At 68.8% G+C, this 12,485-nt stretch carries 11 protein-coding genes and 1 pseudogene; 5 read left to right on the top strand and 7 right to left on the bottom strand.

Features of this window, described 5'->3' with window-relative positions; genetic code table 11:
* Positions 1–842, bottom strand: a pseudogene (locus tag ASD25_RS26320) (outer membrane protein); the annotation flags it as partial.
* Between the two features lie 342 nt (positions 843–1,184).
* Here ASD25_RS26320 and ASD25_RS26315 point away from each other — a divergent pair.
* Positions 1,185–2,090: an SDR family NAD(P)-dependent oxidoreductase gene (locus ASD25_RS26315; RefSeq protein ID WP_055829767.1), complete on the top strand. Its 906-nt coding sequence runs from the start codon at positions 1,185–1,187 to the stop codon at positions 2,088–2,090.
* 110 nt (positions 2,091–2,200) lie between these two features.
* A complete protein-coding gene (locus ASD25_RS26310) occupies positions 2,201–3,403 on the top strand; it encodes an acetyl-CoA C-acyltransferase (protein WP_055829769.1) in 1,203 nt (400 codons plus the stop codon).
* A gap of 4 nt (positions 3,404–3,407) precedes the next feature.
* Here the strand turns inward: ASD25_RS26310 and ASD25_RS26305 are convergent, their stop codons facing one another.
* Positions 3,408–4,178, bottom strand: coding sequence for a YafY family protein (locus ASD25_RS26305; protein WP_055829889.1), 771 nt, complete (start codon positions 4,176–4,178; stop codon positions 3,408–3,410).
* A 103-nt stretch (positions 4,179–4,281) separates the two neighbouring features.
* On the opposite strand from ASD25_RS26305, the gene ASD25_RS26300 reads away from it, so the two are divergent.
* A complete protein-coding gene (locus ASD25_RS26300) occupies positions 4,282–4,896 on the top strand; it encodes a glutathione S-transferase family protein (protein ID WP_055829891.1) in 615 nt (204 codons plus the stop codon).
* Here the strand turns inward: ASD25_RS26300 and ASD25_RS26295 are convergent.
* From ASD25_RS26295 to otsB, 3 genes are read right to left on the bottom strand one after another with little or no spacing between them, the layout of a single operon-like run.
* A complete protein-coding gene (locus ASD25_RS26295; RefSeq protein ID WP_055829771.1) occupies positions 4,884–6,323 on the bottom strand; it encodes a trehalose-6-phosphate synthase in 1,440 nt (479 codons plus the stop codon). The two genes, ASD25_RS26300 and ASD25_RS26295, sit on opposite strands and share 13 nt — an antisense overlap.
* A gap of 55 nt (positions 6,324–6,378) precedes the next feature.
* Positions 6,379–8,163, bottom strand: a complete 1,785-nt coding sequence (locus ASD25_RS26290; protein ID WP_055829773.1) for a glycoside hydrolase family 15 protein — start codon at positions 8,161–8,163, stop codon at positions 6,379–6,381.
* A complete protein-coding gene (gene otsB, locus ASD25_RS26285; protein WP_235561735.1) occupies positions 8,160–8,948 on the bottom strand; it encodes a trehalose-phosphatase in 789 nt (262 codons plus the stop codon). Before otsB ends, ASD25_RS26290 begins: the two co-directional genes overlap by 4 nt.
* Before the next feature lie 123 nt (positions 8,949–9,071).
* Here otsB and ASD25_RS26280 point away from each other — a divergent pair, with 123 nt between their 5' ends.
* The gene (locus ASD25_RS26280) at positions 9,072–10,064 is read left to right on the top strand and encodes an SIS domain-containing protein (RefSeq protein WP_055829777.1); all 993 of its coding nucleotides are present in this window, start codon (positions 9,072–9,074) and stop codon (positions 10,062–10,064) included.
* A 170-nt stretch (positions 10,065–10,234) separates the two neighbouring features.
* Here ASD25_RS26280 and ASD25_RS26275 read toward each other — a convergent pair whose 3' ends face one another.
* On the bottom strand, positions 10,235–10,834 hold the full coding sequence (locus tag ASD25_RS26275; RefSeq protein ID WP_082560089.1) for a CAP family protein: 600 nt from the start codon (positions 10,832–10,834) through the stop codon (positions 10,235–10,237).
* Positions 10,835–10,901: 67 nt separating this feature from the next.
* The gene (locus ASD25_RS26270; RefSeq protein ID WP_055829779.1) at positions 10,902–11,453 is read right to left on the bottom strand and encodes a hemerythrin domain-containing protein; all 552 of its coding nucleotides are present in this window, start codon (positions 11,451–11,453) and stop codon (positions 10,902–10,904) included.
* Positions 11,454–11,869: 416 nt separating this feature from the next.
* Between ASD25_RS26270 and ASD25_RS26265 the strand changes: the two genes are divergently transcribed.
* Positions 11,870–12,485: beta-ketoacyl synthase N-terminal-like domain-containing protein (locus ASD25_RS26265; protein ID WP_304439668.1), on the top strand; the 616-nt coding region annotated here is incomplete at its 3' end.

Below are 12,485 nucleotides of genomic sequence, written 5' to 3'. Positions count from 1 at the left end.
ACCACCGACGAGGCTTCGGCCGTGAGGTCCGAACGATCCCAGTCGAAGTAGACCACGAACTCACGCGCGGCCGGAACCTGGGCCACCGGAGGCGGCGGGGGCGGCGGCGGCGGGGGCGGCGGGGGCGGGGGCGGCGGCGGCGGCGGGATATAGGCCGGCTCGTCGGCGCCGAACGCATAGCGCAGGCCCAGGGTCACGGTGTGGCTGTCGTCATAACGGCCCTGGAAGGGACCGATGGCCGAGGCCGCCGTCGAGGTGAAGGTGTTGAACTCCATGTTCGACACCAGGTAGCGGTAGGTCAGGTCGAGGTGGGCGCGATCGCTGATCGCCCACGCCAGGCCGGCGATGCCTTGCGCCGCCAGCTTGGTCGAGCTGTCGTCAGCGCCGACACCCACGGTGCGGGCGTTGGCGAAGGTGCCGATGAAGTTGGTGTCGACGCGGTTCACGCCGGCGCCGAGGCCGAGGAACGGACGCAGGGCGTCGCCTTCGTTGCCGAAGTCGAACAGCACGTTCATCATCAGGGTGGCGGCCTTGAGCTCGCCGTCCGGCGCCAGGCAGGAGCCCGAGGCCGSAACCACGTTGCACACGCCGCGCGGAACGCCGCCGGGACCCGGACGATCGATCATCTCGATGTCGTTCTGGCGATAGCCGCCCTCGAGCTCAACGCGCCAGTTCTGGTCGAACCGGTAGCCCAGACGCGCAAACGCGGCCCAGTCGCCTTCCGTCCCGATGTCGAACGCAGCCGACGTCGTCTGCGAGATCGTCTCTACGTCGCCCAACGTGTGGTAGCCGGCGTCAATCGCCCCATACCAGCCGTTCGGCTCGGCCGCCGCTGCGCCGGCNGACGTCGTCTGCGAGATCGTCTCTACGTCGCCCAACGTGTGGTAGCCGGCGTCAATCGCCCCATACCAGCCGTTCGGCTCGGCCGCCGCTGCGCCGGCTGCAAGCAGCCCCGCCATCGCGACGCCGGCGAGAAGTTTCACCTTCATCATATCCCTCATGCTCGTTGTTTGCCCGAAGCCCCATGTATACGGGACGCTCCCGAGGCCGAACGACAATGTACGGTCGCGGTTCCCGATTTTGGCTACGAATGCGGCGACTGTGGCGCCGTTTCAACACATTGGCCAGGCTTTCCCGAAACGAAACGCCTGCTAGGAAAGACCCCCTGAGACGAGGAGCGCGACATGGCTATTGGGTTTGACGGCCGGGTGGCCATCGTTACGGGGGCCGGAGGCGGTCTGGGGCGGGAACACGCCCTGGCCCTGGCCAAACGCGGCGCAAAGGTGGTGGTCAACGATCTCGGCGGGGCCCGTGACGGCTCGGGCGGATCGGCGACGGCGGCGGAATCGGTCGTGGCCGAGATCCGGGCCATGGGCGGCGCGGCCATCGCCAACGCCGCCTCGGTCACCGACGCCGTCGCCGTGGAGGCCATGGTCCAGGCCGCGATGGCCGAATGGGGTCGGGTCGACATCCTGGTCAACAACGCCGGCGTCCTGCGCGACAAGACCTTCGCCAAGATGGAGCTGGAGGATTTCCGCTTCGTCGTCGACGTCCACCTGATGGGGGCGGTCCACTGCACCAGGGCGGTATGGGACATCATGCGGGAGCAGAACTACGGCCGCATCGTCATGACCACCTCGTCCTCGGGCCTGTACGGCAATTTCGGCCAGTCCAACTACGGCGCGGCCAAGATGGCCCTGGTCGGGCTGATGCAGACCCTGTCGATCGAAGGGGCGAAGAACGACATCCGCGTCAACTGCCTGGCGCCGACGGCCCACACCCGGATGACCGAGGACCTCGGCGCGCGCCTGCCGCTGGACCTGCTCGGACCCGAGACGGTGTCGCCCGGCCTGCTGTACCTCGTCAGCGACGACGCCCCCAGCCGCTGCATCCTGACGGCGGGCGCCGGCGGCTTCGAGCGCGCCTATGTGACCCTGACCCAGGGCATCCGCGCCGTGGGCGAGGACGCGCCCGAACAGGTCGCGGCCCGTTTCGCCGAGATTTCCGACCGCACCGGCGAGATCGTCCCGGAGATGGGCGCGGCCCAGGGCATGATCGAACTGACAAAAGCCCAGCAAGCCACGGGCTGACCTCTTGCCTTGACCCCACGGCAGGGGCCTAGGGTTGGCGCCACAGCCGCGCCCAGGCCGCGAGCGACCGCGTCGCGAGCGTCAGCGCCCCAGCAAGGAAAGCATCGCCCATGCGCGAAGCCGTCATCGTCTCCACCGCCCGCACGCCGATCGGACGCGCCTATCGCGGCGCCTTCAACGACACCCAGGCGCAGCAGCTGGGCGGCCACGCCATCCGTCACGCCGTCGCCCGTTCGGGCGTGGATCCGGCCGAGATCGAGGACGTGGTCATGGGCGCGGCCCTGCAGCAGGGCTCGACCGGCACCAATGTGGCGCGACAATCGGCGCTTGCGGCCGGCCTGCCGGTGACGACGGCGGGGATGAGCCTCGACCGCCAGTGCGCCTCGGGCCTGATGGCCATCGCCACGGCGGCGAAACAGGTCATCCACGACGGCCAGGTCGTCGCCGTCGGCGGGGGGCTGGAGTCGGTCTCGCTGGTGCAGAACCAGAACATGAACCTGTTCCGCCTGCGCGACCCGGACCTGCTGAAGCTGCAGCCGCACATCTATATGTCGATGCTCGAGACCGCCGAGGTCGTCGCCGCCCGCTACGGAATCAGCCGCGAGGCCCAGGACGCATACGCCCTCCAGTCCCAGCAGCGCACCGCCGTGGCCCAGGCCGAGGGCCGGCTGGACGCCGAGATCGCGCCCATGACCGCCACCATGCAGGTGATGGACAAGGCCACGGGCCAGGCCTCCCCGCAAGAAGTCAGACTGTCCAAGGACGAGGGCAACCGTCCGGACACCACCCTGGACGGCCTGTCGTCGCTCAAGCCGGTGTTCGGCGGCGGCGAGGCGATCGCCGAGGGCCGGTTCATCACCGCCGGCAACGCCTCCCAGCTGTCGGACGGGGCCTCGGCCAGCGTCCTCATGGAGGCGAAGGAGGCCGAACGGCGCGGCCTGACGCCGCTGGGGGCTTATCGCGGCATGGCGGTCGCCGGCTGCGAGCCCGACGAGATGGGCATCGGCCCGGTCTTCGCCGTGCCCCGCCTGCTGGAACGGCACGGCCTGACGGTCGACGACATCGGCATCTGGGAGCTGAACGAGGCCTTCGCCGTCCAGGTGCTCTACTGCCGCGACCGGCTGGGCATCCCGGACGAGCGGCTCAACGTCTCGGGAGGCGCCATCTCGATCGGCCACCCCTACGGCATGTCGGGCGCGCGGATGACCGGCCACGTCCTGATCGAGGGCAAGCGCCGCGGCGCGAAATATGGCGTCGTCACCATGTGCATCGGCGGCGGCATGGGCGCGGCCGGTCTGTTCGAGATCTATTGACGGATCAGCCGCACCCGCCCTGCGGGCGTGGCGCGGCCGGGGTCTCCGGAGCCGGAGCGCCGGCTTCGGCGCATTGCGCCTCCCATTCGGCGCGTCGGGCCTCCATCAGGGCGAACCACCGCGCGCGCAGCACGGCGGGGCGGCCCGGGTAGCGGTCCTCCAGAAAATCGACCTCCACCACCCGGTCGGTGCGGAAGGTGCGGAAATCCTCGCGCGTCTCGCACCAGCCGACCAGCAGGCGCTTTGTTTCGCGATAGCCGACCAGGCACGGCCAGATGATCCGAAGGGTCTCCTGACCCTGTTCGTCGGCGTAGCGCAGCCGCAGCTTCCGGCCCGCGTGGATCGCGGCGCGGACGCGGCCCAGGTCAAGCGTTTCGATCTCGTGCTGCCACGCCGGCGGCGTCGCCACCGCCGGCTCCAGAATCACCGGGCGCAGTTTTTCCGGCACGGTGGCGGCGATCTTGGCGATCAGGTCGCGGGCGGCGCGCGCCAGGGCCGGATCGCCGCGCCCCGCCACCCATTGCGCGCCCAGCACCGCCGCCTCGACCTCGTCCGAGGTCAGCATCAGCGGCGGCATGTCGAACCCGCCGTCCAGCACATAGCCGATCCCCGCCTCGCCCCGGATCGGCACGCGCTGGCCCATCAGGGTGGCGATGTCGCGATAGATGGAGCGTTTCGACGTCTCCAGCTCGGCCGCGATGGCGTCGGCCGTCACCGGTTTCGCGGACCGGCGCAGCACCTGGATGATCTGGAACAGTCGGTCGGCGCGTCTCATTTCGCCCACCCTGGATGACGCCTGCTGACACCATGCCGTCAGCAGGGTGGCAGTAGTCAACTTCCTGTCGGCGGCGAGGGGCCGTCATATGCGGGAGGTCTCGATGCTCACCCTGTTCCATGCGCCGCAGTCGCGGTCCGGCCGTATCGTCTGGCTGCTGGAGGAGATCGGCGCCGACTATGACATCCGCCCTGTCGACATCTTCCGCGCCATGACCCTGTCCGGAGCTCGTGATCCGGCCAATCCGCACCCCGACGGCAAGGTTCCCGCCCTTCTTCACAATGAGGCGTTGGTGACCGAGTCGGCCGCGATCGCCCTCTACCTCACGGACCTGCACCCGGAAGCGAACCTGGGCGCGCCGGTCGGTTCGGCGGGTCGCGCCGCCTATGTGACCTGGCTGGCCTGGACGGCGGGCGAGATGGAGCCGGCCTTCTGGGACAAGATCAGCGGCGCGGCCGAGACCGACCCGAACGCGAAAGCCCGCCATGACGCCGCCGTCGCGCGCCTGCTGACCGCGCTGGCGACGGGGCCCTATCTGATGGGCGACCGGTTCACCGCCGTGGATGTGATGATCGCATCGGCTGTCGCATGGGCCCGCGACTACGTCCCCGGGAGCGCCCTGATCGACGCCTGGCTGGAGCGGTCGTTGAACCGGCCCGCCAATGCGCGCGCCCTGGCGAAGGACGGCGTCCTGCCCGGGGCCGTTCAGGCCGCCTGATCGGAGGAAGGGGCGGCGGCCGGCCGGTCGCCGCCGTCCGCCGGGCGTTCGATGGCCCGCAAGGTCGAGACGAAGTCGTCACGCCAGATGCCGACATCGGTGTCTCGCACGACCTGCATCAGGCATTTCCATTTCCGCTTGCGCTCGGCCAGGGGCAGGGTCAGGGCCCGTTTGATGGCGTCGGACATCTCCTCGCGGCTGAACGGATTGACCAGCAGGGCCTCGCCCATCTGCTCGGCCGCTCCGGCGAACCGCGACAGCACCAGCACGCCGGGGTCGTCCGGATTCTGGGCCGCGACATATTCCTTGGCGACCAGGTTCATGCCGTCGCGCAGGGGCGTCACCAGACAGACGCGAGCCGCGCGATAGATGCCGGCCAGCTGATCCCGGCGATAGGTGCGATTCAGATAGCGGATCGGCTGCCAGTCCATCTCGGCGTATTCGCCGTTGATGCGGCCGGCCAGGGCGTCCAGCCGCCCCCGGATATCCTGGTAGGCATCCACCTCATCTCGCGAGATCGGCGTGACCTGCAGCAACAGGACCTGGGACCGCATGTCGGGGTTGGTTTCCAGAAACTGCTCATAGCCGAGCAGCCGTTCTTCCAGCCCTTTGGAATAATCCAGCCGGTCGACCCCGACGATCAGGGAACGGAAGGCCGCCGACGCCGCCATCCGATCGTATGTCCGGTTTCCCTGGACCGAGTTGCGAGCGGCGATGAAGCCCTCGACGTCTATGCCTATGGGAAAGACGCCGGTCTGGACCGTCTTGCCGAAGGCCTCCAGCGCGTCATTCGGCAGCAGCTTGCCGTGCACGCCGGGCTCGGCCGCCACATAGTCGCGGAACAGGTCCAGCCATTCGCGGGTCTGGAAGCCGATCAGGTCATAGTCGAACATCGTCTCCACCAGGCGCCGGTGGTGCGGCAGGGTGACGAGCAGCTGACGCACCGGCCAGGGCACGTGCAGGAAGAAGCCGATCCGGTTCTTCACTCCCCTGCGCCGCAGGTCCCGGGCCAGGGGGATCATGTGATAGTCGTGGATCCAGATCACGTCGTCGGGCTGGATCAGGGGCGCAAGGACGTCGGCGAACCGCGCGTTGGTCCGTTCGTACCCTTCGCCGTACGACCGCTCGTAGGCCGTCAGGTCGACGCGATGGTGGAACAGCGGCCACAGGGTCTTGTTGGCGTAGCCGTTGTAATATTCATCGACGTCCTGGGCCTCCAGGTCGACGAGGGCGACGGTGACACCCGCGCGGTTCTCCATCTTCAGCTCGCCGGTGAACTGCTCGACCGTCTCGCCGGACCAGCCGAACCACAGGCCGTCGTATTTCCGCAGCGCCGCCGACAGCGCCATGGCCAGGCCGCCCGCCGAGCCGGCGGCGGGGTCCTTGGGGGCCGACACCCGGTTGGAAACGACGATCAGGCGGCTCATCGGCGGTCAACGGCTCCCTTCGCCTTCAGGTCGCTTCGCGATTTCCCGAACGGCGTCATCGCGCGGCAGTCCAGGAACGGCTCAGCAGGACGGCGCAGTTGATGATGCCGACCAGGGAATAGGTCTGGGGGTAGTTGCCCCACAGTTCCTTGTCGTTCAGGGACAGGTCTTCGGACAGCAGGCCGGCGTGGGTTCGGCGGCTCAGCATTTCCTCGAAGATCTCGCGCGCCTCCTCGGTCCGGCCATTCAGATAGAGGGCCTCGATGAACCAGAAGGTGCAGAAGTTGAAGGCCGTCTCGGGCTCGCCGAAATCGTCGGGCTCGATGTAGCGGAACAGGTAGGGGCCCTTCTTCAGATCGCGCTCGATCGCCTCGAAGGTCCTGACCTGGCGCGGGTCCCGCGGATCGAGGAAGCCGAGGTCGGTGAGCTGGAGCAGTGAGGCGTCCAGCTCGCGGTTGCCGAAACTGGCCGCGAACCGTCCCTCGTCCTCGACGAAGGCCTCGCGCTCGATCCGTTCGCGGATGATGCCGGCCCGCTCGCCCCAAATCCCGGCCCGCTCCGCCAGGCCGAGATGATCGGCCGCCTTGGCCAGCCGGTCGCAGGCGGCCCAGCACATGACCGAGGAGTAGGTGTGGACCCGGGCGATGGTGCGGAACTCCCACAGGCCGGCGTCGACCTGGTCGTGCATGGCGAAGGCGCGGTCCCCGACCTTCTCCAGGGCGTGAAAGTCCTCGATGGTGCCGGGGCGCAGCAGCCGCTGGTCGTAGAAGGTCTGAACCAGCGGCAGGACGATCTGGCCATAGACGTCGTGCTGCAGGTGCTCCCGCGCCTGGTTGCCGATGCGCACCGGCTTCATGCCGCGGTAGCCCTCGACCGACTCCGTGATCCGCTCGTCGATATCCTCTTCCAGACCCACGCCATAGACGGGCTGGACGTGACCGCCGGCCGAGGCGTCGACCAGGTTGCGCAGATAGCCGAGATAGTTTTCCAGCAGGTCGACCGCGCCCAGCCGGTTCAGAGCCCGCACCACATAGTAGGCGTCGCGGATCCAGCAGTACCGATAGTCCCAGTTGCGTCCGCTCTCGGGAAATTCGGGCACCGAGGTGGTCATGGCCGCGACGATCGCGCCCGTCTCCTCGTAGGCGCAGAGCTTCAGCGTGATCGCGGCCCGGATCACCGCCTCCTGATAGTCCAGCGGCAGATACAGGGTGCGGACCCAGTCCTGCCAATAGGCGACGGTTCGGTCGAGCGCCGCCGAAACGCCGGGACCGACATCCTGATCGTAGCCCTCGTCGGGTCCGAGGAAGAAGGCGTGCGGCCGCTCCAGCCGGAACACCCGCTCGTTGAGGATATGGGACACCGGGCAGTCGGTGGTCAGCCGGAAGGTCACATCGGTGCACAGATAGCGGATGTGGTTGGAGCCGTTGGTCGTCTCCGCCCGGCGCGCCCCCCAGTCGGCGGATGGGCGCAGGCGCACGCGGATACGCGGCGATCCGCTCAGGGGTCGCACGATCCGCCCGAACGCCAGCGGGCGGTAGGTCCGGCTATGTTTCGGGTGGCGCGGAGCGAAGTCGATGATCTCGACAGACGCGCCGTCCACGGCCGTCAGGACGGTCCGGAGCACCGGGGTGTTGCGGATATAGGCCTGCTCGACCGTCGCCTGGCCTTCCAGCTCCACATCCCAGAATCCGTGCTCGGGATCGAGGCCGTCCATCAGGGCCGAAAACACCGGATCCCCGTCCACGCGCGGCGCGCAGGCCCAGACATAGCGCCCGTTGCGGTCGATCAGGGCGCTGATGGAGCAGTTGCCGACGGGGGCGAGGTCGAGGTTCGGGGTCATGACGTCTCCTCGACGGCCTCCAGCCAGGCGAGGACGGCGTCCACGTCGGGCAATCCATAACGGGCGGCGGAGTCTCGCGGCGGCCCGACGAGAACGCCGAACCCGCCGAGGGCCGCGGCCGCCTCGAATCCGTGTTCGTCCGTCAGGTCGTCGCCCAGCATGACAGGCACGGCGCCCGCGAACGGGGGCTCCTGCATGAAGGCGGTCAGGGCCTTGCCCTTGTCGGAGCCCGGGGTCTTCAGCTCGATCACCAGGTGGCCGGCCTGCAGGGTCAGGCCCGTTTCGTCCGCCAGACGTTCGGCCAGGGCCCCGGCGGCGCCGGCCTCGGCGGGGGCGCCGCGGAAATGCAGGCCGGCGGAGACCGCCTTGTCCTCGACGATGGTGCCGGGACGGGTCTCGGCGAACCGTTCGAAGGCGGCCACCGCGTCGCGCACCCCCGGATCGGCCTTCGCCCGTGTCAGGGAGCCATCAGCGCGGCGCCGCTCCAGCCCGTGCACGCCCGAGGCCGGGGTCAGGGCCGTTTCGGCGATGCGGTCGATCTCGGCGATCGTCCGGCCGCTGACGATGGCGACCCGTCCGCCGAGCCGGTGCGCCAGAGATTTGAGCACCGCTGTCCGACGCGCATTCGGGATCACGGCGTCCGGTGTCGGGGCCAGGGGGGCCAGCACGCCGTCCAGATCGAGAAACAAGGCGGGCCGGCGCAGGCGCGTGGACGGTTTCGGAAGGTGCGGCATGGCTTCGGCGGCCGTTTTCACGGCGGCGGTGTTCTGGTTCGACGTCCCCATGCGCCTGTCAACGCATCGGCGCCGGGTTGGTTGTCTCAAGGTGAAGCTTTTCTTCGCATTGCAGCATGCCTCGGGCCCGGCGGAGACGTTGTGAAACCCGCCCGGATAGGCCAATTCCGCCTCATGACCGACGCCACCCCCGCCCTGCCCGCCGAGCCCGCCGCCATCACCGCCCGGGCGCGCGACGTGATCCGGCTCAACATCGCCGCCCTTCAGGCGTTGGAAACCGGGCTCGACGACAGCATCGCCCGCGCCTGCGAGATCATCCTGTCCCGCCCCGGCTATGTCGTGGTCACCGGCATGGGCAAGTCGGGCCATATTGGCGGCAAGATCGCCGCCACCCTCGCCTCCACCGGAACCAACGCCTTCTTCGTCCACCCGGCCGAGATGAGCCATGGCGACCTGGGCATGCTCCGCAAGGACGTCACCCTGCTGGCCATCTCCAACTCGGGCGAGAGCCGGGAGCTGCGCGATCCCCTGATCTACTGCCAGCGCGAGGGCATTCCCGTCATCGGCCTGACCCAGCGCCCCAACAGCTTCCTCGGCCGCTCCTCCGCCGTCTGCCTGACCATGCCGCAGGTGGCCGAAGCCTGCCCGAACGGCCTTGCCCCCACGACCTCGACCCTGATGACCCTGGCCCTGGGCGACGCCCTGGCCATGGTGCTGATGGACCGGCGCGGTTTCACCGCCGAGGCCTTCGGTCTGCACCACCCCGGCGGCAAGCTGGGCATGAGCCTGCAGAGCGTGCGCGACTGGATGGGCGATCGCCCGCCGGCGCCGGCGACGGTCCCGCTCACGGCCACCTTCGCCGAAGTGGTCTCCGCCATCACCGAGGGCCGCAAGGGCGCGGCGGCGGTGCTGGCCGGGGACGGGACACTGGCCGGGATCGTCACCGACGGCGACATCCGCCGGGCCTTCTCGCGCGACCTCAACGGCCTGACCGCCGCCGACGTCATGAGCCCGCGACCCAAGGTCATCGGCCCCGACGCCCGTATGAGCGATGCGGTCGACCTGATGACGCAAAACAGGATCGCCACCCTGCTGGTGGTCGAGGCCGACCGACCCGTCGCCATCGTCCACATCGCCGAACTGATGCAGGCCGGCTACGTCGGCTAGATTCCGGGTTCGCTTTCCCCGGCGCAGCCGGGCTTGAGAGCGGCGGGTTGATCACGAAGAGCACGAAGGAAGTCACGAAGGACACAAAGGCATCGGCGCCAGGCGCAAACCCCTTCGTGTCCTTTGCGACGAAACTCCCAATGCTCCCGCTTCGCGGAAAGCAGAGGGCTTCAATATGCCCGGCCGCCATCGACATTTCCGGGCGGCGCATAGCGGCAGGCCAGAACCGAGCGATCAGCTCGCGAGGCGATGGCGCAGCCGACATGGGTCGTGCCGCTCCAGACCAGCTGGGTGTAGTGGCCCACGTCGACCCAGTTCCCCGTGCGGCTGACGTTCGGGAACACCCCCGCCCGGTATCGCGCCTTCTCGGCGATCCATTCGCCGACCATGTCCTCGGGCGTGAAGGCGCGGCCGCCCCAGCCGCTCCACAGGTTCTCGCCATGGCCGTGCATGGAGGGGTCGTGGGCGAAACGGCCGGTGGAGATCAGCGCCTCGGCCCAGCGCCCGGCTTCGGCTTCCAGTTCGTCGCTCCAGACCAGCGGCGGTGAGCCGACCCGGGCCCGTTCGCCGTTGTGCGCCGCCAGCAGCCGCGTCTCGATCTGGTCGGACGGTCGCGAGCTGCGGGGCGGGGCGATGGGTACGACCTCGCGTGCAGACCGGGACGCCGGCTCGATCAGCGGCGCCCGCGCAGCCTGCGGCGCATAGCTGTCGGCGCAGGCGGAGGCGGCCGGCAGGAGGATGGCCAGAATCAGAAGGACGGAACGGCGCATGGGGCTTCCTCGGTCAGGTGCGGGGACATAGCGTCCCGGCCCCCGCGCCGTTCCGTGTCTCCGTTATTCAGCGTGCGGCGCCGCCCATCGGCGTGTCCATCAGCGCCTTTTCGGTGTCGTCGCCTTCCAGCGTCAGCGTCACCGCGGGCTTGCCTGCCTGGAACTCCTCCATCGCGGTCGCCTTGCGGGCGCGCATGGCGTCGGCCAGGGCGTCCATGTCGAGGCCGGCGGCGCGCGCCTGGGCGAACATGCCCTCGGAACGCATCTCTTCTTCCTCGACGTGGTGCTCGATCATTTCCGACAACACCTTGACCTTGGCGTCGTAGAAATCCTCTTCCGGTCCGCCGGCCTCGATGTCGTTGATCAGCAGCTTGGCGCCGTCATGCTCGACATAGGCCTCGTTCAGCAGGTCCTCGTCGATCTTGCCGCGGCAGGCCGGATAGAAGACCTCCTCCTCGATCGCGGTGTGGACCTTGAGCTCGAGACAGGCCTGTTCGGCCAGCGCCTGCTTCCTCGATTTCGAGGTCGCCTTTTCGAACGCCGCGAAGATCTCCTCCACCTTGCGGTGGTCGGCCTTCAGCATCGCGATCGCGTCCATCTCTTCATAGGTCTGCGCCATGGTCTCGTCTCCTGTCAGCGGGGGGGTCTGGCGGCTTAAGACCCTGAGACGGCGACCGTTCCCGTACCCACGTCAGCTGAGAGTCGTTCTCGTGAATTCGCCCCCGGGGGCGCCCGGCAGCGGACACAACAGGGTGATTTCGGCCCGAGTCCGGACCGCGTCCTCGTCCGCTACGACCGCTTTTGACGCAGGCGTCTGCCATGATCCCCGCTGGCCCGGTCAGTGGGCAGACGACCTGGACGACCTGGACGGTGTTTTTTCCGAAACCGCCCACTGGAGCCGACACGAGGGCAAATTACTTGACGTTGACGTAAACGTAGGGTTTGTGGCGAGCGAGTTTCCAATCCGCACCCTCGCCCTCAAGCAGCGAGCCACCGCGTGGCGAGCGTCAGGGCGCTCAAATGTGAGACGCACCCATGGCCGAGGCCTATATCTACGACGCGGTCCGCACGCCCCGCGGCAAGGGCAAGAAGGACGGGTCCCTGCACGAGATCACCGGCCTCAGCCTGGCCACCCAGGTGCTGGAAGCGCTGCGCGACCGCAACGATCTGGACACCTCCAGGATCGACGACGTCATCCTCGGCTGCGTCACCCCCGTGGGCGAGCTCGGCGCCGACATCGCCCGCACCGCCGTCCTCTCCGCCGGCTGGGCCCAGACCGTCGCCGGGGTCCAGGTCAACCGCTTCTGCGCCTCGGGCCTGGAAGCCGTGAACATGGCCACCGCCAAGGTGAAGTCCGGCGAGGCTGAATTCGCCGTCGGCGGCGGCGTCGAGGCGATGAGCCGCGTCCCCATGGGCAGCGATGGCGGCGCCTGGCCCGTSGAYCCSTCSTCGGCCTTCCCGACCTATTTCGTGCCSCAGGGCGTCTCSGCCGACATGATCGCCTCGAAATACGGCTTCAGCCGCGACGACGTCGACGCCTATTCGATGGAAAGCCACAAGCGCGCCGCSGCCGCCTGGGCCGACGGCCGRTTCTCGAAATCGGTGGTGCCGGTCAAGGACCAGGATATCCAGCATGGCGGGCACGGCGGCG

It is taken from the genome of Brevundimonas sp. Root1423, from assembly GCF_001426805.1.
Note: the sequence above shows the minus strand (reverse complement) of the source record. Positions and strands in the feature narration are given on the sequence as shown.